This is a genomic window from Amycolatopsis viridis (assembly GCF_011758765.1).
Lineage (GTDB): Bacteria > Actinomycetota > Actinomycetes > Mycobacteriales > Pseudonocardiaceae > Amycolatopsis_E > Amycolatopsis_E viridis.
On the sequence record NZ_JAANOU010000001.1, the window covers coordinates 3,634,995 to 3,659,565 of the forward strand.

General features: G+C 71.4%; 23 protein-coding genes. 7 read left to right on the forward strand and 16 right to left on the reverse strand.

Going from position 1 to position 24,571, the window contains the following annotated elements:
- Nucleotides 1–34: 34 nt before the first annotated feature.
- The 6 genes from pheT to infC form a co-directional block, all read right to left on the reverse strand.
- On the reverse strand, nt 35–2,557 hold the full coding sequence (pheT, locus tag FHX46_RS18050) for a phenylalanine--tRNA ligase subunit beta (protein ID WP_167116304.1): 2,523 nt from the start codon (nt 2,555–2,557) through the stop codon (nt 35–37).
- Nucleotides 2,558–3,625 (reverse strand): phenylalanine--tRNA ligase subunit alpha, encoded by a 1,068-nt coding sequence (pheS, locus tag FHX46_RS18055; protein ID WP_167116307.1) that lies wholly within the window; start codon nt 3,623–3,625, stop codon nt 2,558–2,560.
- A gap of 94 nt (nt 3,626–3,719) precedes the next feature.
- Entirely contained in the window at nt 3,720–4,538 is an 819-nt protein-coding gene (locus tag FHX46_RS18060) for a TrmH family RNA methyltransferase (RefSeq protein WP_279589555.1), read from the reverse strand.
- Nucleotides 4,539–4,552: 14 nt separating this feature from the next.
- Nucleotides 4,553–4,939 carry a 50S ribosomal protein L20 gene (rplT, locus tag FHX46_RS18065; protein WP_167097101.1) on the reverse strand — a complete coding sequence of 129 codons (387 nt, stop codon included), beginning with the start codon at nt 4,937–4,939 and terminating at the stop codon, nt 4,553–4,555.
- A gap of 78 nt (nt 4,940–5,017) precedes the next feature.
- Nucleotides 5,018–5,212: a 50S ribosomal protein L35 gene (gene rpmI / locus FHX46_RS18070; RefSeq protein WP_167097103.1), complete on the reverse strand. Its 195-nt coding sequence runs from the start codon at nt 5,210–5,212 to the stop codon at nt 5,018–5,020.
- A gap of 72 nt (nt 5,213–5,284) precedes the next feature.
- Nucleotides 5,285–5,899, reverse strand: coding sequence for a translation initiation factor IF-3 (infC, locus tag FHX46_RS18075; protein ID WP_094009115.1), 615 nt, complete (start codon nt 5,897–5,899; stop codon nt 5,285–5,287).
- Nucleotides 5,900–6,106: 207 nt separating this feature from the next.
- On the opposite strand from infC, the gene FHX46_RS18080 reads away from it, so the two are divergent.
- Nucleotides 6,107–6,475, forward strand: coding sequence for a DUF1844 domain-containing protein (locus tag FHX46_RS18080; RefSeq protein ID WP_167116312.1), 369 nt, complete (start codon nt 6,107–6,109; stop codon nt 6,473–6,475).
- 94 nt (nt 6,476–6,569) lie between these two features.
- Here the strand turns inward: FHX46_RS18080 and FHX46_RS18085 are convergent, their stop codons facing one another.
- Entirely contained in the window at nt 6,570–6,950 is a 381-nt protein-coding gene (locus FHX46_RS18085) for a RidA family protein (protein ID WP_167116315.1), read from the reverse strand.
- A 17-nt stretch (nt 6,951–6,967) separates the two neighbouring features.
- The gene (locus tag FHX46_RS18090; protein ID WP_167116318.1) at nt 6,968–7,711 is read right to left on the reverse strand and encodes an IclR family transcriptional regulator; all 744 of its coding nucleotides are present in this window, start codon (nt 7,709–7,711) and stop codon (nt 6,968–6,970) included.
- A 91-nt stretch (nt 7,712–7,802) separates the two neighbouring features.
- Here FHX46_RS18090 and FHX46_RS18095 point away from each other — a divergent pair, with 91 nt between their 5' ends.
- From FHX46_RS18095 to FHX46_RS18105, 3 genes are all read left to right on the forward strand, one after another.
- Entirely contained in the window at nt 7,803–9,098 is a 1,296-nt protein-coding gene (locus FHX46_RS18095; RefSeq protein ID WP_167116322.1) for an amino acid deaminase, read from the forward strand.
- 515 nt (nt 9,099–9,613) lie between these two features.
- On the forward strand, nt 9,614–11,464 hold the full coding sequence (locus tag FHX46_RS18100) for an ABC transporter ATP-binding protein (protein WP_167116325.1): 1,851 nt from the start codon (nt 9,614–9,616) through the stop codon (nt 11,462–11,464).
- Nucleotides 11,465–11,585: 121 nt separating this feature from the next.
- A complete protein-coding gene (locus FHX46_RS18105; protein ID WP_167116328.1) occupies nt 11,586–12,413 on the forward strand; it encodes a serine/threonine-protein kinase in 828 nt (275 codons plus the stop codon).
- 21 nt (nt 12,414–12,434) lie between these two features.
- On the opposite strand, the gene FHX46_RS29150 is transcribed toward FHX46_RS18105, so the two are convergent.
- From FHX46_RS29150 to FHX46_RS18130, 5 genes are all read right to left on the reverse strand, one after another.
- A complete protein-coding gene (locus FHX46_RS29150; RefSeq protein ID WP_167116331.1) occupies nt 12,435–12,947 on the reverse strand; it encodes an NlpC/P60 family protein in 513 nt (170 codons plus the stop codon).
- A 253-nt stretch (nt 12,948–13,200) separates the two neighbouring features.
- A complete protein-coding gene (locus FHX46_RS18115) occupies nt 13,201–13,641 on the reverse strand; it encodes a YbjQ family protein (protein ID WP_167116334.1) in 441 nt (146 codons plus the stop codon).
- A gap of 282 nt (nt 13,642–13,923) precedes the next feature.
- On the reverse strand, nt 13,924–14,376 hold the full coding sequence (locus FHX46_RS18120) for an SRPBCC family protein (RefSeq protein ID WP_167116339.1): 453 nt from the start codon (nt 14,374–14,376) through the stop codon (nt 13,924–13,926).
- An 829-nt stretch (nt 14,377–15,205) separates the two neighbouring features.
- Nucleotides 15,206–18,061 carry an excinuclease ABC subunit UvrA gene (uvrA, locus tag FHX46_RS18125; protein ID WP_167116342.1) on the reverse strand — a complete coding sequence of 952 codons (2,856 nt, stop codon included), beginning with the start codon at nt 18,059–18,061 and terminating at the stop codon, nt 15,206–15,208.
- 54 nt (nt 18,062–18,115) lie between these two features.
- Nucleotides 18,116–19,375, reverse strand: coding sequence for an acyltransferase family protein (locus FHX46_RS18130; RefSeq protein WP_167116345.1), 1,260 nt, complete (start codon nt 19,373–19,375; stop codon nt 18,116–18,118).
- 114 nt (nt 19,376–19,489) lie between these two features.
- Between FHX46_RS18130 and FHX46_RS18135 the strand changes: the two genes are divergently transcribed.
- On the forward strand, nt 19,490–20,167 hold the full coding sequence (locus tag FHX46_RS18135) for an MBL fold metallo-hydrolase (RefSeq protein ID WP_167116348.1): 678 nt from the start codon (nt 19,490–19,492) through the stop codon (nt 20,165–20,167).
- Here the strand turns inward: FHX46_RS18135 and FHX46_RS18140 are convergent.
- Nucleotides 20,089–20,520: a type II toxin-antitoxin system VapC family toxin gene (locus tag FHX46_RS18140; protein ID WP_243871300.1), complete on the reverse strand. Its 432-nt coding sequence runs from the start codon at nt 20,518–20,520 to the stop codon at nt 20,089–20,091. The two genes, FHX46_RS18135 and FHX46_RS18140, sit on opposite strands and share 79 nt — an antisense overlap.
- Before the next feature lie 66 nt (nt 20,521–20,586).
- Nucleotides 20,587–20,763 carry a hypothetical protein gene (locus FHX46_RS18145; RefSeq protein ID WP_167109611.1) on the reverse strand — a complete coding sequence of 59 codons (177 nt, stop codon included), beginning with the start codon at nt 20,761–20,763 and terminating at the stop codon, nt 20,587–20,589.
- 296 nt (nt 20,764–21,059) lie between these two features.
- Between FHX46_RS18145 and FHX46_RS18150 the strand changes: the two genes are divergently transcribed.
- On the forward strand, nt 21,060–21,518 hold the full coding sequence (locus FHX46_RS18150; protein ID WP_208400190.1) for an STAS domain-containing protein: 459 nt from the start codon (nt 21,060–21,062) through the stop codon (nt 21,516–21,518).
- Between the two features lie 54 nt (nt 21,519–21,572).
- Nucleotides 21,573–22,031, forward strand: coding sequence for a ribonuclease HI (rnhA, locus tag FHX46_RS18155; RefSeq protein ID WP_167116351.1), 459 nt, complete (start codon nt 21,573–21,575; stop codon nt 22,029–22,031).
- A gap of 249 nt (nt 22,032–22,280) precedes the next feature.
- Here the strand turns inward: rnhA and FHX46_RS18160 are convergent, their stop codons facing one another.
- Nucleotides 22,281–24,473 (reverse strand): terpene synthase family protein, encoded by a 2,193-nt coding sequence (locus tag FHX46_RS18160; RefSeq protein WP_167116354.1) that lies wholly within the window; start codon nt 24,471–24,473, stop codon nt 22,281–22,283.
- Nucleotides 24,474–24,571 lie beyond the last annotated feature (98 nt).

A 24,571-nucleotide genomic window follows, 5' to 3' on the forward strand; every position in this document is an offset into this window, starting at 1 on the left:
GAGTCCGCAGCAGAAGATGCGCTGGTCCGGACAGCTATGCGCGAAGTTCTGCGCCGTACCGCGAGCCGGCCTCGGCCACGGCGGCGTCGCGCGCCGCCGTCGCCTCGTCGACGGTGAGCGTGCGGTCCGCCGCGCGGAACCGCAGTTTGTAGGCCAGCGACCGCTTGCCCGCACCGACCTGGTCGCCGGTGTAGACGTCGAACAGCGCGGTGTCCTCGAGCAAATCACCACCACCGGCCGTCAGCGCCGCGGCCAGATCGGCGGCGGGCACCTGCGCGTCCACCACGAGCGCGACGTCGAGCAGCACCGGCGGGTACGGCGAGATCACCGGGGCCGGCCTGTCCTCCCGCAACGGGATCGCGTCGAGGTCGAGCTCCATCGCGACGGTCCGCTTGGGCAGGCCCAGTGCCTCGATCACCTTGGGGTGCAGCTCGCCCGCGTGCCCGACCGGCCAGTCGCCGACGAGGAGTTCGGCACACCGCCCGGGGTGCCACGGCGCCAGCTCGGCGTTGCGCACCCGCAGCTCGACCCCCGCAGCCTGCCCGACAAGCCGGGCGGCCTGGACGGCGTCCGCCCAGCCGGCCTGCTCACCCTTGCCCCACCAGCCGGCGCGCACGCGCTGTCCGGCGAGCACCACGGCGACGTGCTGGGGCTGGGCGGGCACCGCCGCCTCCAGCTGCGCCAGCTCCGCGTCCGACGGACGCCCGGCGACGCCGAGCTCCGGCATCGGAACCGGGCTCGCGCCGGGCAGGACAACCTGTCCGATGTGGAACAGGGCGAGGTCCTTGAACCCGCGGGAGGCGTTGCGCTGCAGCGTCTCGAGCAGACCGGGCAGCAGTGTGGTGGCCAACCGGTCCTTGTCCGCCTCGAGCGGGTTCTGCACCTTCACCGTCTTGCGCCGCACGTCGTCGGCGGCCAGGCCGAACGCGTCCCACACGGACTCGCCGAGGAAGGGGAACGGCTGCACCTCGACGTACCCCGCCTCGGCGAGCGCACGCGACACGGTGCGGCGGCGCCGCTGGGCGGCGGTGAGACCGGTGCCCGCCGGAGCAGTGGGCAGCACCGACGGGATGCTGTCGTAGCCCTCGAGCCGCAGCACCTCCTCCACGAGGTCGGCGGGCTGTTTGAGGTCGCCGCGCCAGCTCGGCGGGGTCGCGTTCACCAGGGCGGTGCCGTCGTCACCGGCGCCGACGGTGACCTTGCAGCCCACCTGGTTCAGCCGCCGGACGGTGACGCCGCGGTCGTAGCGGATGCCGGCGATCCGGTCGGGCAGGCTGATCGGCATGGTGATCGGCGCCGGCGGCTCGAACGTGCCCACATCGGTGCGGCCCGGCTGGATGCTGCCGTCGCCGTAGGTGCGCAGCAACCGGGCGGCCCGCTCCACGGCGGCCGCGCAGACCTGCGGGTCGGTGAACCGCTCGAACCGCTTGGCGGCCTCCGAGAACAGCTTGTGCCGCCGCGCGGTGCGGCTGATCGACGGCGGGTCCCAGTGGGCGCCCTCGATCAGGACGTCGGTGCTCTCGGTGCTGATCTCCGTGCTCGCCCCGCCCATCGTGCCGGCCAGCGACACGGCACCCCGCTCGTCGGCGATCACGACATCGTCGGCGTCGAGGGTCCGCTCCACGTCGTCGAGGGTGGTGAGCTTCTCCCCCGGCTTCGCCCGCCGGACGACCAGACCGCCCTGCAACGACGCGGTGTCCCAGGCGTGCAAGGGCTGCCCGAGCTCGAGCATGACGTAGTTGGTGACGTCCACGGCGAGCGAGATCGAGCGGATCCCGGCCAGCAGCAGGCGCCGGCGCATCCACCACGGCGTCGGCGCGCCGGCGTCGAGGCTGGTGATGCGGCGCACCACGAACCGGTCGCAACCGCTCGGGTCGGCGATCTCGACCGGCCACGCCTCGCCCTCGGCGGCGGGCAGGTCGAGCACGGCCGGGTCGCCGAACGGCACGTCGAGCGCCGCGGCGAGCTCACGCGCCAGCCCGCGGACCGACAGGGCGTAGCCGCGGTCGGGAGTCGGGGTCAGATCCAGGACGGTGTCGTTCAGACCGAGGACCTCGTGCGCGCACTCGCCCGGGCTCGCCGTCGACGGCGGCAGCACGAGGATGCCGCTGTGGTCCTCGCCCAGGCCGAGCTCGCGGGCCGAGCAGATCATGCCGTCGCTGACCCGGCCGTAGGTCTTGCGGGAGGCGATCTCGAACGGCCCGGGCAGCACCGTGCCGGGCAGCGCCACGACCACCAGGTCGCCCTCGGCGAAGTTCGTGGCGCCGCAGACGATCCCGCGGGTGCGGATGCCGGCCGGGCCCTCGTGCTCGGCGGGCTCCTCGCCGGGAACGGCCACCTCGCCGACGTCGACGCGGCAGAACCGGATCGGCTTCTTGAAGCCGGTGAGCTCCTCGATATCGGCGACCCGGCCGATCACGAGCGGCCCGGTGACCTGGTCCAGCGAGCGGACCTCGTCCACCTCGATGCCGATCCGGATGAACGCGTCGGCCAGCTCCCGCGGTCCGACCTCGCCGGCGTCCAGGTGCTCGAGCAGCCAGCTGACGGGGACTCGCACTCAGGCCTCCGTTCCGAAGGGAAGGGTGAAGCGGACATCGCCCTCGACGATGTCGCGCATGTCGGGGATGCCGTTGCGGAACTGGAGGGTCCGCTCGATGCCCATGCCGAACGCGAAGCCCGAGTACACCTCCGGGTCCACCCCGCAGGCGCGGAGCACGTTCGGGTGCACCATGCCGCAACCGCCCCACTCGACCCATCCCGGGCCGCCGGCCTTCTCCTCGAACCAGACGTCCACCTCGGCGCTGGGTTCGGTGAAGGGGAAGAAGTGCGGGCGCAGCCGGGTCCTGGACTTCTCGCCGAACATGGCCCGGGCGAACGCGTCCAGGGTGCCCTTGAGGTGGGCCATGGTGATGCCCTTGTCCACCGCCAGGCCCTCGACCTGGGAGAACACCGGCGTGTGGGTCGCGTCCAGCTCGTCCGTGCGGTAGGTGCGTCCGGGGCAGACGACGTACACCGGCAGGTCGCGGTGCAGCAGCGTGCGGGCCTGCACCGGCGAGGTGTGGGTGCGCAGCACCAGGCCGGAGCCCGGTTCACCGGCGTAGAAGGTGTCCTGCATCTGCCGCGCCGGATGGTCCTTCGCGAAGTTGAGGGCGTCGAAGTTGAACCACTCGGCTTCCAGCTCGGGGCCCTCAGCGACCTCCCAGCCCATGGCGACGAAGACGTCGGCGATGCGCTCGCTCACGGTGGTGAGCGGGTGCCGGGCGCCGCGCGGGATGCGGTCCCACGGCAGCGTGACGTCCACGGCCTCCTCACGCAGGACGCGCTCGTCGCGCTCCGCGAGCAGCGTGGCGCGCCGGGAGTCGAACGCGGACTGAATGGCCTGCCGCGCCTCGTTGACCCGCTTGCCGGCCTCGGCCTTGTCCTGCTTCGACAGCGAGCCGATGGCGCGGCGCGCGAGCATGAGCGGCGAGTGGTCACCCAGGTGGGCCGGTTTCACCGCGGCCAGGGCGTCCAGGTCGCCGGCGGCCTGGAACTCGGCCTCGGCGTGCTTCACCGCCGCCCCCAGGGTCTCGGGCGAGGTGGCCTCGGCCGGGGGCAGGTCCTGCTTCTCGGTGGCTCCGGACATAACTCCTCGGTGTCCGCTGGACGGGATCCGCCGTGCGACACGCACATGACGATTACCGCTGGATTCTAGGCGATCGCGATCCGGCGCCGGCGCCTCACCCGACCGGACGACGAGCCGCCATCGCGCTGGTGTAGAGGCACACGGCCGCGGCCGTGGCCAGGTTGAGGCTCTCCGCCGCGCCGTAGAGCGGGATGCGCACCGGAAGGTCCACCGCCGCCAGGACCCCGGGCGCCAGCCCGTGGGCCTCGTTGCCGAACACCCAGGCCGTCGGGCCCGCGGCGTCGACGGCCCCCAGCTCGGTCTCGGCGTAGCCATGGGCGGCGAGCAGGCGCAGCCCGGCCGCGCGGCACGCGGCGAGGGCGGCAGCGATGTCCCGCGTACGCGAGAGGGGAAGGTGGAAGACGCTGCCCGCCGACGCGCGGACACACTTACCGTTGTGCGGGTCGACGCTGTCGCCGGTGAGGATGACCGCGTCGGCACCGGCCGCGTCCGCGACGCGGATGACAGTGCCGGCGTTACCGGGATCGGCGACGCCGTCCAGCACGGCGACCAGCCGTGCGGTGTCGTCGAGCAAGCCGTCGAGGGGGCGGTCGAGCAGGGCGCAGACTGCGACGATGCCCTGCGGGGTTACCGTCTCCGACAGCCCCGCGGCGGCCCGGTCGGTGATCGGCGAGACGCGCACGCCTGCTTCCCGGGCGCTGCCGACCAGGTCCGGGTGGGCCTGCGCGGCACGCTCGGTGACGAACAGCTCGTGCACCGCGCCCGGGTCACGAGCCAGGGCGGCGCCGACGGCGTTGGCGCCCTCAGCCAGGAAACGACCGGTCTTGTCGCGCTCGGCACGGCGGGTCAGGCGCCGTGCAGCGACGACCCGGGGGGTCCGTTCGGTGAACGGAGCCGCCCCGGGCCGGGTCAGATCGGCGTGCTCGCTCAGGCCGACTTCTTCTCGTCGCTCGGCCCGGTCGTCACGTGCTGCTTGGCCAGCTCGGCCAGCGCGGTGAACGCCGCGGGGTCGTTGACGGCGAGGTCCGCGAGGATCTTGCGGTCGACCTCGACACCAGCGGCCTTGAGGCCCTGGATGAAGCGGTTGTAAGTCACACCGTTCTGCCGCGCGGCCGCGTTGATGCGGGTGATCCACAGCTGGCGGAAGTCACCCTTGCGGGCACGGCGGTCCCGGTAGGCGTAGTTGAGCGAGTGGAGCATCTGCTCCTTCGCCTTGCGGTACAGCCGCGAGCGCTGGCCGCGGTAACCGCTGGCCAGTTCAAGAGTTGCGCGACGCTTCTTCTGGGCGTTGACCGCCCGCTTGACGCGTGCCACGGGTCCGTCCTGTCGATATCAGGGGGCGACGGCTGATGACCGGGCGCCCCGGGGGTTTACGGCGGAAGAGGAGAGGCTTCAGCGGCCGAGCAGCCGCTTGACCCGGCCGACGTCGTTCTTGGCGACCTCGCCGGTGCCCTCCAGACGGCGGGTGACGCGGCTCGACTTCTTCTCCATCAGGTGGCGGCGACCCGCCTTCTGACGACGGAGCTTGCCCGTGCCGGTGACCCGAATCCGCTTCGAGGTCCCGCTGTGCGTCTTCATCTTCGGCATTGAGTGCTCTCTTTCATGGTGCAGCACACCGGATTTCCGGTGTGCTGCGAACTGCGTCGGTCGCGGCGCCCGTCAGGAGTCGACGGGTTCCTTGGCGGCCTTCTGCTTGGGCTTGGCGTTCTTGTGCGGCGCCAGCACCATGATCATGTTGCGGCCGTCCTGCTTCGGGGACGCCTCCACGTAACCGAGCTCGGCCACGTCCTCGGAGAGCTTCTGCAGCAGCCGGAAACCCAGCTCCGGCCTCGACTGCTCACGACCGCGGAACATGATGGTCACCTTGACCTTGTTCCCCGCGGCGAGGAAGCGGGACACGTGCCCCTTCTTCGTCTCGTAGTCGTGCTGGTCGATCTTCGGGCGCAGCTTCTGCTCTTTGATGACGGTGAGCTGCTGGTTACGGCGTGACTCGCGGGCCTTCTGCGCGCTCTCGTACTTGAACTTGCCGAAGTCCATGAGCTTGCAGACCGGCGGGCGCGCCTGCGGGGCGACCTCGACGAGGTCGAGATCCGCTTCCTGGGCGAGCCTGAGCGCATCCTCGATGCGGACGATGCCGACCTGTTCCCCGTTCGGTCCGACGAGCCGGACCTCGGGAACGCGGATGCGTTCGTTGATGCGTGTCTCGGAGCTGATGTGGCCTCCTTGGTCCGAGGTGTGTTGTCTAGCCTGCTCGACCTGGTGCCCACATACCACGGGCCCCGTCCCCGGCCGATGTGCCAGGATGCGGGGCCCTGCTTTCCGATCACGTCCGACAGCGATGCCGGACGTTCCGCCGTCACCGATCACGGCCGGTGACGGGACCGGACCCGGCCGCCTTGTGCGGCGACTCGGGTGGGAGCGGGGCTCCACTTGCCGCCCCCGATTCCTCGGGGACTGGTCGCACGTGGAAGGGTACCAGACGTGCTTGACGATGGTTCCAACGCGCCCGACCCGGGCGATATTTCCGCGCCGGTGCGCGACCTGCAGGACATCCCCAGCGTCGAGGTCATCAGCCGGGCGGCGGTGATGTTGCTGTCCGCCGCGGCCGAACGGCTCGGGCTCGCCGACGAGGACCCGGACACCAGCCCGCACCGGGACCTGGACGAGGCCCGGCGCCTGATCACCGCGCTGGCCGGGCTGGTCACCGCCTCCGCCGAGTACCTCGGCGTGCACGCCGCTCCCCTGCGCGACGGTCTGCAATCGCTGCAGAAGGCGTTCCGGGAGGCGTCGGCGGTGCCCGATGCGCCCGGCGAGGGGCCCGGGGAGAAGTACACCGGTCCGGTGTACTGACGGTACCCGGCCAGCGGAAGTCGCGGCCCGGGTGCGGGGTGACGACCGCGGCGGTCGCCACCCCCACCGAGCCGGTCCCGGGCCGGTCCCGGGCTCAGTCCACGACCGCCAGCAGGTCGATCTCCACCAGCACACCCTTCGGCAGCCCGACGTACACCGTGGTCCGCGCCGGGTACGGCTCGCGCACCAGCTCGTTGTACACCTCGTTGAACTCGCCGAAGTGGGCGGTGTCGGTGAGGTACGCGCGGACCATCATGACGTCCTGCCAGCCGGATCCGGCCTCGGTGAGCACCGCCTCCAGGTTCGCGAACACCTGACGCGTCTGCTCCGCGATCGTGCTGCCCACGATCTCGCCGGTTTCCGGGTCGAACGGGACCTGCCCGGCCAGCTGGAGGATGGGGCCCTTGCGCACGGCGGGCGAGTAGTTCGCCGCCGGTTTCGGAGCCTTCTCCGTGGTGATCGCGACCTTGGCCATGTGAACCGGTTCCTCTCTCACGGGGTCCATCCGTTGTGGACGGACGCGTCCTCGGCGGCGGCCCGCAGGACCGGCAGCAGTGCCAGCAGGCCGTCGTGATCCAGCAACACCTTCGGCACCGACAGGGACACCGCCGCGAGGACGGCCCCGCCGGGACCGCGCACCGGCGCGGCGATGCCGTGGACGAAGTCTTCGTGCTCGGCGTCGTCCACCGCGTACCCGCGTTCCGCGACGCGGGCCAGCTCGGCCAGGTACGCCTCGGGGGTGGTGATGGTGTTCGCGGTCAGGGGCGTGTAATCCAGGCCGCGCGCGATCGTCTCGCGCCGGGCCGGCGGCAGCGCAGCGACCAGGATCTTGCCGGCCGCGGTGCAGTGCAGCGGCACGCGTTCCCCGATGCGCGAATACATCCGGACGCTGTGCCGGCCTTCGTACTTGTCGACGTGGACGACCTCGCCGTCCTCGAAGGTGGCCAGGTGCACGGTGTGCCCGGTGCGGTCGTTGAGCGCGGCCAGCGCCGGCGCGGACTCGCGCCGCACGTCGCGGCCCTCCAGCGCGCGGCCGGCCAGGTCGAACAGGGCGCTGCCGAGCCGGTAGCTCCGGGACCCTGCGCGCTGCACGAAGTGCTGCGTCTCAAGGGTGCGCAGCAGCCGCAGCACCGTCGATTTGTGCACGTCGAGCTCGGTTGCGAGCTCGCTCAGGGTGCTCGCGCCCCCGGCGAGCGCGTGGAGCAGGCGCAGCCCACGGTCAAGACTCTGGCTCACGCTCGCTCCGTTGACCGGTCACCCACGGGATGCTACACCTGACACGGTCACTTAACGCAACAGACGTTGCACAACACGCAACGGAGCTCGCATGGGCGGCTGTACCCTCGACCCCGCGGCGCTGGCGGCGATCGCCGGCGAACGGCTCGACTGGCGGTTCAAGTCCCTCCCCGCCCAGCTCTGGGGCCACACCCTCGCCGACGCCGCTGCCCTGCGGCCCGGGCTGTTCACCGACGGGTTCGTCGGCCCCGTCGTCGTGCTCGAAGCCGACGCGCTGGAGCACAACCTGCGCACGATGGCGCAGTGGTGCGCGCGGGCCGGGGTGGAACTCGCACCGCACGGCAAGACCACGATGGCGCCGCAGCTGTTCGCCCGGCAGGCCGAGCACGGCGCGTGGGGCATCACCGCTGCCAACGCCGGCCAGCTGCGCGTCTACCGCGCCTTCGGCGTGTCGCGGATCCTGCTGGCCAACGAACTGGTCGACCCGGCGGCGCTGCGCTGGCTCGGCGCGGAGCTGGACGCGCATCCGGACTTCGAGTTCAGCTGCTGGGTCGACTCGGTCCGCTCGGTCGAGCTGATGACCGAGGCGCTGCGCGGTGCGGGCCGCCCGGTCGACGTGCTGGTGGAACTGGGTGCCGACGGCGGCCGGACCGGCGCGCGCGACCTCGACACCGCGCTGGCCATCGCCGCGGCCGCGCACGCCAGCCCGGCGCTGCGCCTGGCCGGCACCGGCGGGTACGAGGGCGCGCTGGCCCACGACCCGAGCCCGGCCTCGCGACAGGTCGTCGACACCTACCTGCGGCGGCTGCGCGAACTCACCGTCGCCATCGGCCGCCGCGGGCTGTTCGCCGACGTGGACCAGGTGATCGTCACCGCCGGCGGCAGCGCCTACTTCGACCAGGTCGCCGCCACCCTCACCGGCGACTGGGCCGGCCTGCACGTGGTGCCGGTCCTGCGCAGCGGCGCGTACCTGACCCACGACGACGGCTTCTACCGCGGCATCTCCCCACTGGGCGAGCACCCGCGGATCGCCGGGACACCGCGATTCCGCTCTGCGCTGCGCGCCTGGGCCCAGGTCACCTCCCGCCCCGCCGACGACCTGGCGCTGCTGACCCTGGGCAAGCGCGACGCCTCCTTCGACGAGGGCCTGCCCGTACCGCAGTGGCACCGGCGCCCCGGACAGGAACCCGTGGAGCTGACCGGGCACACCGTGACCGCGCTCAACGACCAGCACGCGTTCGTCGCGCTGCCCCCGGGCTCACCGGTGCGGGTCGGCGACTGGATCGGGCTGGGCCTGTCGCACCCGTGCACGGTGTTCGACAAATGGCCGCTGCTGCCCGTGGTCGACGGCGACACCGTCGTGGACTTCGTCCGCACCTACTTCTAGCGGTCCACAGTGGACCTTATGCCGCGGGATGCGCGCGGCGCCGGGCGAGCTAGTCCGAAGTGGACCGGTGCGTACGCTGGCCGGCCGTGCGAGGTGGCCGGCACGCCGGGTGGCTGCCACAGCTCGCACCACCGCAGCTGCCTCGCCGGTGCGCCGGACGCGTTCGCGAAGAGGGTGGAGGTGTGTGGCACGGACCGCTGCGCGCCGATCCGGCTGGTTCCTCCTGATGGGCGCGGTATGCGGTATTTCCGGCGACGCGCTGCCGAGTTCCTCGATGCCGCACCCTAGGGTCTTCGGTCAGTTTCCGGGCAGATGCGACAGCCATTCTCACCTCATGGTTGTGCTCTTGCACACACGGTGAGAACGACGCACCAGAACGGAATTCAACCGTCCACTACGGACCGGTTAGCGCCACTCCCGGTGGAAAACCTTCTATCTCAAGGGCCTTCAGTCGATGTTGCCCCGGCCGTAGCATTGGCCGGATCGCTGAGGGAGCAGCGGGGCGGGGAGGTCTCATGGTCACCACCGGCAGACGAGCCGGGCACGTCGGTGCGGTACCGGGCGCGTCCGGCGACCGGCGTCGCCGCCGGATGCTACCGCAGGCGCTCGCCGTTGCCGCACCCGTGGTCCGCCCGCACCTGCCGGCTCTGGCCGCGACCTCCGTGCTGGAACTGTTCGGGGCCGGCGTGTCCCTGCTCCGCCCGTGGCCACTGGCCCTGGCCGTCGACCACGCGATCGGCGGCAGGCCCGCCTCGGGTTTGCTGGTACGGCTCAACGGGTTTTCGCCGGCCTCCGTCCTCCTGCTCGCGGGAGCGGCGACCGTGCTGCTCAGCGTGGTCGCGGGCGTGCTGAACCTCGCCTCCACGGTGTCCGCGGAGCGCGCCGCCGAAGGCGTCGGCGCCAGGCTGCGGGAATCGGTGTTCGAGCACACGATGGAACTGTCCCTGCGGTGGCACGACCGGATGCCCAGCGGCGAGTTGCTGTCCCGCCTGACCAGCGACGTGGCCCGGATGCTGGCCGCCGTGGTCGCGGTGGCGACGATCCTCATCCCGGACACGTTCGTCCTGGTGGTGGTCCTCGTCGTACTCGCCCTGTTCGACCCCGGGCTGGCACTGGTCGGCCTCGCGGTCCTGCCGCTGCTGGTCGTCCTCGCGGTGTGGCAACGGCGCCGGGTGCGGCGCGCGCAGAACGATGCCCGTGACGCCTGGGGAAACCTGAGTGCGGTCACGAACGACCTGCTGCGCAACGTCCGCGCCGTACAGGCGTTCGGCCGCGTCGACCGCGCCCGGGAACTGTTCGCCCGGCCCAACCGGCGGTTGCGGGACGCCGAGGTCAAGGCGGCGACGGTCTCGGCGCGCTGGAGCCCAATCGCGGACATCGTCCTGTCCCTGGGCGCGGGCCTGGTGCTGGTGATCGGCGGGCGCGCGGTGCTGTCCGGATCGCTGAGCACCGGTGATCTCCTGGTGATCCTGGCCTACCTGGGCGACATGTACTCGCCCGTGCGCAGCCTGACCCGCCTGTCCTCGGTGCTGGCCAAGGCGGGTGCCAGCGGCAAGCGCGTGGACGAGGTGCTCACCGCGTCGGAATCGGTGGCCGACGCGGCGTGGGCGCAGCCGGCCCCGGAGCGCATCGGCGAGGTCCGCTTCGCGCACGTGGGCTTCGCCTACGAGCCCGGGCACCCGGTGCTGCGCGACTTCGACCTGGTCCTGCGCGCCGGCGAAACCGTGTGCCTGCTGGGACCCAGCGGCGCGGGCAAGAGCACGGTACTGCACCTGCTGCTGCGGCTCTACGACGTCGACAGCGGCCACATCTTGATCAACCGCACCGACATCCGCGATCTCCGGCGGCACAGTCTCCGGCAACGGATCGCGTTCGTGCCGCAGGACCCCTGGCTCCTCGACGCGACGGTGGCGGACAACATCGCGTTCGGCGTCACGGCGGCGGACCGGGCGGCGGTCGAGGAGGCCGGACGGCAGGCCCTGGTGGACGAGTTCGTGCACACCCTGCCCCACGGCTACGACACGACGCTCGGCGAAGGTGGCGTCCGCCTCTCCGGAGGTCAGCGGCGGCGGGTGGCGCTCGCCCGGGCCGCCGTGTCCGCCGCGCCGCTGGTGCTGCTGGACGAGCCGACGGCTTCGCTCGACCCGGTCTCGTCCGCGACGGTCGTCCAGGCGATCCGCGGCGCCACCGCCCACCGGACCGTTCTCATCGTGACGCACGACCGGGACCTGGCGGCGATCGCCGACCGGGTCGTCGTGCTCGACCGGGACCCGCAACAACCGCACGGAAACGGGAGAGGAGGTGAACCTCATGCTGCTGATCAAAGGCCCGATGTCCTACCGCAAGCACGGGCACAAGCACGGTAAGCACACCGGCAAGACCACTCGCACGACCCGGACCAGCCGTTCGCGTTGCTGATACCGGTATCGATGACCTGGCGGCCCGCGCTCCGGCGCGGGTCGCCGGGCTCCGGTCGGAAGGACAGGCATGAGCGAAGCCGCGCTCGACGACGACGGCGAACCGGTGTGGGACATGGCGGAGGGCGCCGAGTGCCCCGGCCGGACCCGCGCGGTGCGCCGGCTCGGGGTGGGCTGGCGCTGCGAGACCTGGCTCGTGTGGTCGGTCCCGCTGTGGTGCCCGATGGTGCTGAAACTTCCGCGCCCGCACATGCGCGAGCACCCGCGCGCGGTACGTGCGTTGCGGCGGGAGGTGGCGGCGCTTTCCGGGCCACCGCACCCGGGGCTGCCGAGGCTGATCACGGACGGTACCGCCGAACCCTTGCCCCACCTGCTCTTCGAGTACCTCGATGGTCCCGACCTCGACGACGTCCTCGACGAGGTCGGCCCGCTGGCCGGTGCCGAGGCGGCATTGCTGGGGGTGCAGCTGCTGTCGGCGGTGGCGGCGGTGCACCGGGAAGGCCTGGCGCACCTGGACGTCAAGCCAGGCAACGTCGTCCTGCGCGACGGCAAACCGGTCCTCATCGACTTCGGCAGCGCACGCGCGCTCGGATCGCCCCAACCACCGGGACATCCGATCGGGACCCGTGGCTACACATCCCCCGAGCAGGAGGCGTGCCTGACGGTGTCACCGGGGATGGACGTCTACGGGGTCGGGGCGACCCTGCACGCGGTCGTGACCGGGCACCGGCCGGGAACGGGCGGCCAGCCCTGCCCGCCGATGCTGGCGGGACTGCTCGCGACCGATCCGGCGCGGCGCCTGGACGTCAGCGACGCGATCGCCGCGCTCCTCGAGTGGATTCCGGCCGAGTTCCGGCCGTGGCCGGAGTGGGCCGACGCCTACCTCGGTGGAGCGTGACTACCGCGCCCGGCGGCGTCGTCAGATCCGGCGGGCGTTGTGGAAGGGCATGCCGGCCATCGAGGAGATCTTCACCGGCTGACCGGCGGTGCTGGCGTGCACGATCTTGCCGTCGCCGACGTAGATGCCGACGTGGCTGACCGGCGTGTAGAAGAACACCAGGTCACCGGGCCGCAGCTGGGACAGCGCGACCGGGGTGCCCATCGTGGACTGAGCGCGGGAGCTGTGCGGGAGGTTCACCCCGGCCTGCTTGAAGGCCCACTGGACGAGGCCGGAGCAGTCGTAGGCGTTGGGACCCGCGGCACCCCAGACGTAGGGCTTGCCCAGCTGGGTGAGCGCGTCGCGCAGGGCGGTCGCGCCGACGCTGGTGCCGCTGATCGAGGCCGGCGCGACGGCCGGTGCGGTGTCGGTCGGGGCGGCCGTGCTGGCGAACGCCGGGCCGGCAGCACCGGCGAGCGCGGCCGCCAGCACGGCGCTGGTGACACCGGCGCGCAGGAGTGTGCGGCCGGACTTCGGCTGCGAGGACTGTCGCATGTCGAGTGTTTCCTTTCGCTTTCCACCACCCGTGGCGGGGGATCCACGAAATCGCGGTGGTGGCTTGCGACCGTGATCTTTCGGGGCAGATCACTGGTTGCCGCAAGAGCGCTGGAAACGTTACGAAGCGAGCCCGGCAATTGTGAAGACCGGGTGCGATATCACACAGATCAAAATCATTACCGGTAATGGATCTTTCGCTGCTCGTGACAATTGATTTTGTCCCGGCGCGCGCAGCGCCGGGACAGTGACGTCACTGCTGCTGCGGGTGACCTTGCTGGAACTGACCCTGCTGCTGGTACTGCTGCTGCGCGCCGGTGTCGGTACCATCGGGCACCACGTACACCGCCGTGCCGTAGGCGGCGATCTCGCTCGCGGTCTGGGCAATTTCGTTGCAGTCGAACCGCATGCCCAGCACGGCGTTGGCGCCGAAAGCCATCGCTTCCTGGCAGAGCCGCCCGAGCGCCTCGTGCCGCGAGTCGGACAGCAGCTTGGACAGGCCCTTCAGCTCGCCACCCGCCATCGCTTTCAGCCCGGCGCCGAAGTTGGAGAACATGTTCCGGCTGCGCACCGTCAGCCCGAACACCTCGCCGTACACGCGCACGACCCGGTACCCGGGCAGATCATTCATGGTGGACAGCAGGATCGGAAACCGCGGCTGCGGCTGCTGCTGTTGTGGGTAAGGCTGGTTCATGCCGCGGATCGTAGCGCCCGGCACGTGACGGCCCGGTGCCAAACCTCCGGACGCCCGAGGTGCCCGTACCGTCGTGCCCGCCGCGCGAGCCCGCTGTCAGCCGGGTACTCCGGGTGCCGCCGGGCGGTCACCCGAGCACCCCACGGTGAACGGCTGTCCAGCTCGGACCGTTCCGGTATCTCACCCGCTTCGCCGAAGCCGTCCCGGAAGTCCGTCCCGCCACGACGTGAACGGCTCGACGAGGTACGGCACGATCCGCCAACCGGGACGTGGCTGCTTCGCTCACCGGGCGATCGTGGCCAGGTGGCTCTGGAGCCCGCGCCGGCCGCGCCGCATCATCAGCGCGTGGTTGACCTGGAACAGCGGCCGGGCCAGCGGGGACAGTGCACGCAGCAGCCGTTTGGTGGCGATCACGTGCTGGGTGATCTCCAGCCGGGTGCCGCCCGGGCGCCGTAGGACGACCGCGGCGAGCACACCCTCGAGGTCGCCGGTCAGGTGCACCCGCAACCGGCCGCGGTGCACGTCCTGTTCGTCCCGCCGCATGCGGATGACCAGCGCGTAAGGTAGTGCAGCCCGGCACACGAGCTCCGCCGTGTCGTCGTCCACCCGGCTCACCGTTCGGACATCCGGCCACCACCGGGGGTAGCCCGCGACGTCGGTGACCGCGTCGAACACCTGAGGCACCGGCGCGGAGAGCAGCCAGGTGTCCCGGAACTGGTAGGCGTTGACCCGCATGAACCGATTATCCGCCGAGATCGCCGGCAGCGGCCGGATCCGGCGATCTGGTGCTCGCGTTCGCCCGGACGGGCTGACGGCGACCAGGTGCCGGCGACGCCGCACCGTCGGCTCGTCCCGGTACAATTGGTGAGCTGCGGGCCGTCCACGCGGGCGTGGACGCCGGTGACCACGACCTCGTGACTACGGCCGGCCTTCGGTCCGCGCAGGTGGCCGCGCGGCGCTCGTCCGGGGTGACGCGCCGTCCCGCGCGAACGGGTGACGCGTGCGTCCCTCGGCGCGGTGCTCAGGGCGACCGCTGCGCCACCGGGCCACCCGCGTCGAGCAGCGCCATCGATCGGCGGGCCGAGCTGGCGAATCCCGCAGCGGAGCCCCAGTGGCCGGGCCCGGCCCCGCTGCCGGCACGTGCCGGTTCACCAGCGTAGGGCGAGCTCGCAGCACCGCCCCCGGTGACGGCGACCGAGACGCCGTTCTGGACGGATTCGGCGTTGCCCGGTGGCACCGGGCAACGCCGGATCGTGCCGCACCAGTATCGGCCGGGGCCTGCGGACTACCGACCACACCGACGGCACCAGCGGCGCGGGCACGCCGTCAACCGCGCAGAACACCGGCGACCGGGCGCCCTCGAGCGGTGCCCGCGGTCAGCCCAGGGCCGGGGCACGGGCGACGGCCGGTTGCCCGCCGATCGCTCGGAGGCGAGCAGCGTGATCGGCCAGCGGGCGCACCCGCCACGGCCGTCCGTCCGCGGCGGGATGACGCCAGCCGCTGCTGGCACCGCCCGGGACGGAGCACCGGCATCCGGAGTGCACCGAAGTGCAGAAGGGGCTAGTCAGGCGAGCAGCTCCTGCAGGAACTTGCCGGTGTAGCTGCCCTCCACCGTGGCGACGTGCTCAGGCGTGCCCTCCGCGACGATGGTGCCGCCACCGGAACCGCCTTCGGGGCCGAGGTCGATCACCCAGTCCGACGTCTTGATCACGTCGAGGTTGTGCTCGATCACGATCACCGTGTTGCCCTTGTCCACCAGGCCGTTGATGACACCCAGCAGCTTGCGGATGTCCTCGAAGTGCAGACCGGTGGTGGGCTCGTCGAGGATGTACACCGTCTTGCCGGTCGAACGCTTCTGCAGCTCGCTGGCCAGCTTGACGCGCTGCGCCTCGCCACCGGACAGCGTCGGCGCGGGCTGACCGAGCCGGACGTAGCCCAGGCCCACGTCCACCAAGGTCTGGAGGTGCCGGTGGATGGCCTTGATCGGCTCGAAGAACTCGGCGGCCTCCTCGATCGGCATGTCGAGCACGTCGGAGACCGTCTTGCCCTTGTAGTGCACCTCGAGCGTCTCGCGGTTGTACCGGGCGCCCTTGCAGACCTCGCACGGCACGTACACGTCGGGCAGGAAGTTCATCTCGATCTTGATCGTGCCGTCCCCGGCACACGCCTCGCAGCGGCCGCCCTTGACGTTGAACGAGAACCGGCCCGGCTGGTAGCCGCGCACCTTCGCCTCGGTGGTGGCCGCGAAGAGTTTGCGCACGTGGTCCCACACGCCGGTGTAGGTGGCCGGGTTGGACCGCGGCGTGCGGCCGATCGGCGACTGGTCGACGCGCACCAGCTTGTCCACCAGGTCCAGACCGCGCACCCGGGTGTGCCGCCCCGGCACCTGACGGGCGCCGTTGAGCTTGTTCGCCAGCACGGTGGCCAGGATGTCGTTGACCAGCGTCGACTTGCCCGACCCGGACACGCCGGTGACCGACACCAGGCAACCCAACGGGAAGGACACGTCCACGCCGCGCAGGTTGTGCTCGCGCGCGCCCACCACGGTCAGCTGGCGCTTCTTGCTGACCGGCCGGCGGATCTCCGGCACCGGGATGATCTCGCGCCCGGACAGGTACGCACCGGTGAGGGATTTCTTGTTCGTGAGCAGCTTGCTGAACGGTCCGGTGTGGACGATGTGCCCGCCGTGCTCCCCCGCGCCCGGGCCGATGTCGACCACCCAGTCGCTGGCGCGGATGGTGTCCTCGTCGTGCTCGACCACGATCAGCGTGTTGCCCAGGTCGCGCAGCCGGGTCAGCGTGTCGATCAGGCGGCGGTTGTCCCGCTGGTGCAGGCCGATGGACGGCTCGTCCAGCACGTACAGCACACCGACCAGGCCGGACCCGATCTGGGTGGCCAGCCGGATCCGCTGGGCCTCGCCTCCGGACAGCGTGGCCGAGGCCCGGTCCAGTGACAGGTAGTTCAGGCCCACGTCCAGCAGGAAGCGCAGCCGTGCCTGGATCTCCTTGAGCACCGCACCGGCGATCATCGCCTCGCGCGAGCCCAGCTTGAGCCCGTCGAGGAACTCCGAGGCCTCCTCGATCGACAGGGCGCACAACTCGGCGATGGACCGCTCGCCGCGCTCCGCGTGCTCGAGCGTGACCGCGAGGATCTCCGGCTTGAGCCGGCTGCCCTGGCACGCGGGGCACGGAACCTCGCGCATGTAGCCCTCGTACCGCTCGCGCATGTACTCGGACTCGGTCTGCTCCAGGCGCCGCTCCAGGAAGGGGATGACGCCTTCGAAGCTGGCGTAGTAGCTGCGCTGGCGACCGTAGCGGTTGCGGTACCGGACGTGGACCTGGTCGTCGACGCCGTGCAGGACCGCCTTCTGCGCCTTGGCCGGCAGCTTGCGCCACGGCGTGTCCATGCGGAAGCCGATGGTCTCCGACAGCGACTCCAGCAACCGCTGGAAGTACTCGGCGCTCTGGCCGCCCGACCACGGCGCGATCGCGCCCTCGGCCAGCGACAGCTCGTCGTCGGGTACCACCAGCTCCGGGTCGACCTCCTTGCGGATGCCGATGCCGGTGCACTCCGGACAGGCGCCGTAGGGCGAGTTGAACGAGAACGAGCGGGGTTCGAGGTCCTCGATCGTCAGCGGGTGGCCGTTCGGGCACGCCAGGTTCTCGGAGAACCCGCGGATGCGGTGCGGGTCGCCCTCGGGCAGGTCGACGAACTCCAGCTCGACCAGGCCGTCGGCCAGCCGCAGCGCAGTCTCGACCGAGTCGGTGAGCCGCTGCTTGGCCGAGGACTTGACGGTGAGCCGGTCGACCACGACACCGATGTGGTGCTTCTCCTGCTTCTTCAGCTTCGGCGGGTCGGTGAGCTGGTACACCTGCCCGTCGATGCGCGCCCGCGAATAGCCCTGCTGCTGCAGGTTGCTGAACAGGTCGAGGTACTCCCCCTTGCGACCGCGCACGACCGGCGCGAGCACCTGGAACCGGGTGCCCTGCTCCATGGCCAGCACCTGGTCGACGATCTGCTGGGGGGTCTGCTTGCTGATCGGCTCGCCGCACTGCGGGCAGTGCGCCTTGCCGGCGCGCGCGTAGAGCAGCCGCAGGTAGTCGTAGACCTCGGTGATCGTGCCCACGGTGGAGCGCGGGTTGCGCGAGGTGGACTTCTGGTCGATCGACACCGCGGGCGAGAGCCCCTCGATGAAGTCCACGTCGGGCTTGTCCATCTGCCCGAGGAACTGCCTCGCGTAGGCCGACAGCGACTCCACGTACCGCCGCTGGCCCTCGGCGAAGATCGTGTCGAAGGCCAGGCTCGACTTGCCGGACCCGGACAGGCCGGTGAACACGATCAGGCTGTCCCGGGGCAGGTCGAGGTCGACGCCGCGGAGGTTGTGCTCGCGCGCACCGCGAACAACGAGGCGATCAGCCACGGATGAGGTCCCTTCCCTGGAATGTGACGGCCGGATCAGCCAGCCGCATCCATGCTAGGACGACCCACCGACAGAAACCGGAGCCGGACCGTTCGGCTCCTCGCCGACGAGGTCGTCCGGAGCCGTCCGGGGTGGCGGTGCGGTGACGCGCGGCGTGGTCAGCCAGCGGTGGGCCGGCCGTTCGACGAGCTTGGTGAGCAGCCATCCGGCACCGATCGCCGCCCCCAGCACGAGCGGCAGCCGCGCCCAGCCCGGCACGCCCGCAAGCTGCAGCGCCTTGGCCAGGATGTAGCCCAGCTCCTGGTGCAACAGGTACACACCGTAGGAAATTCCGGCCAGCCACCCGATGGCCGGCGCGGCCGGCCGCAGGAACGTCCAGTCCGGGCCCTTCGCCGCCGCGCACACCAGCACCAGCGCCACGGCGAACCCGATGTCGGAGGGCAGCCGCGCCGGGTCGGTGGGCAGCGCCACGTGGAACGGGTAGAGGTGCAGGTCCTGGGCGGCGACCGCAGCGGCCAGCAGCAGGGCCAGGTGCGGCGTGGACATCCGGTCCCGCGACCACAGCCACACCGCGATACCCGCGGCGAACGCGTGCAGCCGGTGCAGCCCGAACCCGAACACGAGCGAGAACGCCCACGGCGACGGGTTGTTCACCCCCACCACCCAGAACCGCAGCACCAGCGGCACCAGCGTCATCGCCCAGAGCAGCAGCTTCGCGTGCCGGGCGGCGTGCGGCGAGCGGAACCAGCGGGTGCGCGACCACAGCAGCGCGGCGCCGGCGAAGACCATGAGCTGCACCGGCAACGTCCAGTAGGAGCCGTCGAGCCAGATGAAGCCCGCGTGCCAGCCCTGGATCATGGTCAGGTTGACGAGCAGATCCCAGCCGACCGGGACGTACCACGAGCTCGCCCACGCGACGCCGTCGCGGGTGGGGCCGAACAGCGTGTCCCACCAGCCGCCGCCGAACCCCTGGCCGTTGAACGCGGCGTCCGCCCCGCGCATCACGAAGTAGGTGACGACCACCGCGACCAGGTACGGCGGGAGCAGCCGCGCGGTCTTCTTCCACATCCACCTGCCGGTGCCGCCGCGCCGGATCGTCTGGCAGACGAAGAACGCCGAGACGACCATCAGGATCGCCGCGCCGAACTGGGCGGTGATCCGGACCGGGTAGTCGTTCAGCTCGGGGTGGGCCAGCGGACCCTGGTGCGTGATGTGCCCGAGCACCACGGACAGAACGGCGAGGACGCGCACCGCGTCCCAGCTGATGCGTCGGGTGCTCCTGCGCTGGGGGGGTTCGGGGAGGGAACTCGGCACTGTTTCGGGCGTCTCACAAGATCGGGTCGGGGACGCAGCGGAGCCTACGTTACCTTTCTGAGACCAACCTGAACGGGTGGAACGGGCTGTCGCGCGGCGACTACCGTTGGCGCCGTGAACGTCGTAGAGGACTACACCGGCCACGTCGAGCCGGGCGGGGACGCGGCCCGGCGGGTGCTGGACGCCCTGACCATCACCAAACTGTCGGTCGGGCCCATGGACAACAACGCCTACCTGCTGGTTTGCCGCCGGCAGAACGAGGCGCTGCTGATCGACGCCGCGGCGGACCCGGAGCGGATCTCCGATCTGGTGGGCCACGGCCCGGACCGCCCGGCGCTGCGCACGATCGTCACCACCCACCAGCACGCCGATCACTGGCAGGCGCTGGGCGCCGTGGCCGGGGCATACGGTGCGAACACGGCGGCTCACCCGTTGGACGCATCCGTGTTGCCGGTGCCGCCGGATTTCCTGGTCGAACATGGCGACACGCTGACTGTGGGTGACTGCACTCTTGAGGTGATTCACCTCCGCGGGCACACCCCCGGCTCGATCGCGTTGTTGTACCGCGACGCGGACGGCAGCACGCACCTGTTCACCGGAGATTCGCTCTTCCCCGGCGGCGTGGGGAAGACGGCCACCCCGGCGGACTTCGAGTCCCTGATCGGCGACGTGGAGTCCCGGGTGTTCGACCGGCTCCCGGACGAGACCTGGTTCTACCCGGGGCACGGGGACGACTCGACGCTCGGTGCGGAGCGGCCGAAGCTGGCCGAGTGGCGGCAGCGGGGCTGGTGAACACCGGACGGTGGAGATCGTTCCTGGACCGGAACGATCTCCACCGTGCTGTCCAGTCCGGCGAAGTCGCCCGGATTCCTGGTGTGGCGCGGCAGCCCGCGGACGGAGGCGATCGCGGCGATCATGAGGTCCAGCTTCCGCGGCCGCGGGTCGCGGTTGGCAGCGCGCACGGGGACGGCCAGCGTGCCGTAGCGGGCGGAGGCTTCGGCGGCGACGGGCAGCGGATCGAAGTCCAGCATCGCAGCACCCACCTGCTCGGTCCGCGTTGCCCGGACAACCGGGTTCTTCGACAGGGCAACTCCCTGGTGCAGCTCCGCCATGGTCACCGCGGTGAGTTCCGGTACGACCGGCAAGACGGCCGGGTCGGGCGTCGCCAGGCGAGGTAGCCGCCAGTGCCGAGGACCCCGGCCTCCTGCCTCTCAGTCACGGACGAGGCCGTCGATACCGTCATCGCCGACGGGATCCCCGGTGCCGAAGAACCCCTCGGCTTCCCGCCTGAGCTCGGCCGCGTTCACCTGGGGCAACCGCTGCTTCTCGACGAGTTCCTCGGTGCGCGTCAGGTGGTAGGTCTCGCCCGCTTCCGCAGCATCCATCACGGCCGCAGCGTTGTTGCGGAACTCACGCTGATCACTCTCATGGCGGCGACGCTACGGCAGGCGTAGCCAGCCGTTGCGCAACGCGCTACACCTGGGGGGGAGCAGTGCAGCGTTCGGGTTGCCCGCAGGGGCCGCGCTGACGCACCGGCACGGCAGGCCGCTCACAAGCCGCTGACCAGCGCCGGGCGGCCTCGCCGAAACCGGGCAGCACGGGTAAGCTCGGATCCACGGTTGAGCAAGTAGCCGTTCGGAGCTAACCCGACAGGCGCTTGCCGCGCAGTGTGGAGGCCGTGCTCATGGCTCCTCCGGAAACCCGCCCCGCACCGGTCCAGCGGGGCATCCCCGTTCCGCGGGCGCAGGACGTCCCGGAAGCGACGCCGTTCAGGATCGACGTGTCCCAGCCCGGACGGCACACGCTGCTCGTCGAGGTCGGCGGCGACGTGGACCTGGCCAGCGCACCGCAGCTCGCGGACGTGCTCAGCCGGCGTTTCCGCGGCCCGGTGACACTCCTCGTGCTGGACCTGTCCGAGGTCAGCTTCTTCGGCACGGCCGGCCTGAGCGTGCTGGTCGAGACGCAGTACGCCGCCGCGCGGCGCGGTGTCGCGCTGCGGGTCACCGGCACCGGCTGCCGCCCGGTCGAGCGCGCGCTGTGGGCGGCCGGCATGCTGTACAGCCTGCCGCACTCGGACGAGCCCGCCGAGGACGTCGTCCTCCGGCACGTTGCCGAGCAGAGCGTGGGCCGGGCGCCCTGGTGACTCCCGCTCATCCGTGACCGAGCCGGTGGTGCGGGCGCTGCTACGCTCTCGCGCGTGCAGGAGGACGGGCCGGTCGTGGACATCTACACGGACGGCGCGTGCAGTGGAAACCCCGGCCCCGGCGGGTGGGGCGCGGTACTGCGGTACGGGCAGCACGAGAAGGAGCTGTACGGGGCCGAGCCGGGCACGACGACGAACAACCGCATGGAGCTGATGGCGCCGATCCGCGCGCTGGAGGCGCTGACGCGGCCGTCGGTGGTGCGCGTGTACACCGACTCGAGTTACGTCCGCAACGGTGTACTGCAGTGGATGCCGCGGTGGAAGACCAACGGCTGGCAGACCGCGGCCCGGGAGCCGGTGAAGAACGCGGACCTGTGGCAGCGCCTCGACGCGGCGATCGGCCGGCACGAGGTCCAGTGGCACTGGGTCAAGGGTCACGCGGGCCATCCCGACAACGAACGCGCCGACCGGCTGGCGGTGCGCGGAGCGCAGGAGGCCGGCGGGCGAGCGTGACCGGGGCCCCCGCGCGGCACCGGCTGCCGGGTCGCCATTCGCCGGCCCGGGCCTCCCCGGTGCAGGAGCGGCAGTTCCGCCACGGAGTCCGCCACGCGACGGTCCTCCGCGCCACACCGAACGGATCGGCAGCACGCCACGAGCAGGCTGCGCTCGAGCTGGCAGCGCCGGCCCCGGGCGGGGATGGCCCGGACGGCGGTGCCGTCGAGTGGTCTGGTCGTCGTGCCCGGACGGCACTGTCCCAGTGCGTCACGCCGTCGCCGACCGGAAGCGCTCCGCCAGGTGGAGCGCCGACATGCCCAGCCGGGCCGGGAAGGCGCCCGGCTGCGGACGCGGGGATGCCAGCCGGCGCAGTTCGGCTTCGGTGTAGCGCACGCACCGGCGATGCCATTCCAGGATCCCGGACATCCAGTCCGACAGCTCGGACGCGTGCCGCGTCAGCGCGTCCCGGGCCGGTCCGTCCAGGGCGAAATCCTCGAACAGCTGTGGCAGGTCCACGGCGAGGATGTGCTCGAACTGCTGCATCCGTGCGGTCATCAAGTCGTTGACCACGTCCCGCGCCGCGAGCCGGTCCACCCCCAGGAAGTGTTCCACCACCAGCACCATGTTGTGCAGCTCGCCCTCGAACTCGATCTCCTTCTGGTAGGAGAACAGGTCGTTGACGAAACAGGCGTAGTCCTGGGCCGCGGTTTCCAGCTCCCGCAACGTCCGGGTGCCGAACAGCTCCGGCGGCACCGCGGTCAGGTGCCTGATCCGGGCCAGGCTCATGGTCATGTCCGAACCGAACGTCCGGCGCCGCATCTCCACGTAGTCGACGGGGTCGGGGATGCGGTTCTGCGCCTGGTTGGCCAGTTCCCACACCCAGCTCGCGGTCATGTCCGACACGGTTCTGGCGAAGATCCGCCGCGCGTGGAGTCCGAGGGGTTCCGCCGTGCGCCGCCACAGGTCCTGCAGCCCGCGTTCCAGCGGGGTCAGCGGTTCCGGGGTCCGGCCCGCGTCGAGCGGCATGAACAGCGACAGCCGGTCGACGGCCGCCTTCGCCGCCGGCACGTTGCGGCTCGCGCCGAACACCGCCGGGAAGTAGTCGTCGCCGTAGGTGCCCCACGCGAGCCACGCGGTGGACAGGTGCAGCTCGGCCAGGGCGGCGTCGGCGTGGATCATCGACGCGCAGTGCGCCAGGTCGATCCCGCGCAGCCGCTCCTCGTCCCACACTCCCCCGGCCTCCACGCCGGGCAGGGAATCGTAGAACCCCATCTCCCGGCACCAGTGCACGTTGTGTTCGCGGGCCTGTTCCAGGTGCGGGCTCACCCGGAAGCGGAAGGGCATCCGGATCGCGGGCAGCGGCAGCGGACCGACCCGGGTGAACGGGACGTGGTCGCGCTGCCGGGTCCGGGTGCGCACGACCGGCCCGGGTGTGAGGCCGTTCGGACCGGCGTCCGCGGCGCCCTCGTTCATGTACCGGCTGGAGCGGGCGTGCCACTCGTGACCACCGGACTGCCAGTCCTGCAGGCCCTTCACGTACGCGGCGACCGCGACCTGCTCGTGCGGCAGCGCGGCCTGCTCGGCCAGCAGCGCGGGCACCTCGGTCAGCGCGGTGTCCTCGAACTGCTGCAACCGGGACGTCAGCAGGTCGTTGACGAGCTCGGCGGCCTCCTGCGTGGAGCAGCCGAGGAAGTTCTCCAGAACCAGCACGGCGTTGGAGTTCTCCCCCTCCTCGCGCACCTCCCGCTGGTAGGAGAACAGGTCGTTGCGCAGGTGGACGGCGTCGGCGAAGGTGTCGGACAGAACCTCGACCGGCCGTGTCGCGGCCAGCCGGTCCGGCACCTCGGCCCGCACGGCGTACTCGACCAGGTTGGCCGACCACGGCGCGCCCCCGACCCGCCGCCGCATCTGGATGTACTCGATGGGGTTGGCGATGCGGCCGAGGTCGATGTTGGCCAGCTCCCACATCGATTCGACCATCAGGTTGTGCGTGCTGGTCGTGAAACGGCGGCGCCACCCGTCCGACATCGCGGGGATGGTGCGCTCCCACAGGTCCGCCAGGCCGGCCTCGGCGGGATTGGCCGGTTCCGGCGGCTGCTGCCCGGGCGCGGTCATGAACAGCTCGAGCCGGTCCAGGTACTCCTTGGCGCCGGCGATGTCCCGCGAGTACTTGAACTGTTCGAGGAAGTGGTCGTCGAAGAAGAACACCCAGACGTACCAGTCGGTGATCAGATCGAGGGCCGGCGCCGCGCAGTCCGGGTGCGTGTAGGCGCACATGAGCGCGTAGTCCATTTCGGCCAGCGCCGCATCGGTCCACACCACGCCGCCGCCGGGTTTGGCGGCGTCGAGCATGCCCATGTGGCGGGCCCAGTCCGCGCTGTGCGCGCGGGCGCCCGCCAGGTGCGGGTTGAGCCGGGCCGGGTAGGGGACGTAGAACTCGGGCAGTGTGAACGCCTGCATGTCCTCGACGGTCCCAGCCCGCGCCCGGCGGCGGCAACAGCCAGGCGAGCGATCCCGGCGCCTGTTCGGATGAGTCGCGCAGAACACCCTCGGTTGCC

Bases quoted from the DNA above. Each gene is read 5' to 3' on its own strand.
- pheS (WP_167116307.1), bottom strand. From the start codon at position 3,625: ATGTCCGGAGCCACCGAGAAGCAGGACCTGCCCCCGGCCGAGGCCACC.
- rpmI (WP_167097103.1), bottom strand. From the start codon at position 5,212: ATGCCGAAGATGAAGACGCACAGCGGGACCTCGAAGCGGATTCGGGTC.
- FHX46_RS18085 (WP_167116315.1), bottom strand. From the start codon at position 6,950: ATGGCCAAGGTCGCGATCACCACGGAGAAGGCTCCGAAACCGGCGGCG.
- FHX46_RS18095 (WP_167116322.1), top strand. From the start codon at position 7,803: ATGGGCGGCTGTACCCTCGACCCCGCGGCGCTGGCGGCGATCGCCGGC.
- FHX46_RS18100 (WP_167116325.1), top strand. From the start codon at position 9,614: ATGGTCACCACCGGCAGACGAGCCGGGCACGTCGGTGCGGTACCGGGC.
- FHX46_RS18105 (WP_167116328.1), top strand. From the start codon at position 11,586: ATGAGCGAAGCCGCGCTCGACGACGACGGCGAACCGGTGTGGGACATG.
- FHX46_RS29150 (WP_167116331.1), bottom strand. From the start codon at position 12,947: ATGCGACAGTCCTCGCAGCCGAAGTCCGGCCGCACACTCCTGCGCGCC.
- FHX46_RS18115 (WP_167116334.1), bottom strand. From the start codon at position 13,641: ATGAACCAGCCTTACCCACAACAGCAGCAGCCGCAGCCGCGGTTTCCG.
- FHX46_RS18120 (WP_167116339.1), bottom strand. From the start codon at position 14,376: ATGCGGGTCAACGCCTACCAGTTCCGGGACACCTGGCTGCTCTCCGCG.
- FHX46_RS18150 (WP_208400190.1), top strand. From the start codon at position 21,060: ATGGCTCCTCCGGAAACCCGCCCCGCACCGGTCCAGCGGGGCATCCCC.
- FHX46_RS18160 (WP_167116354.1), bottom strand. From the start codon at position 24,473: ATGCAGGCGTTCACACTGCCCGAGTTCTACGTCCCCTACCCGGCCCGG.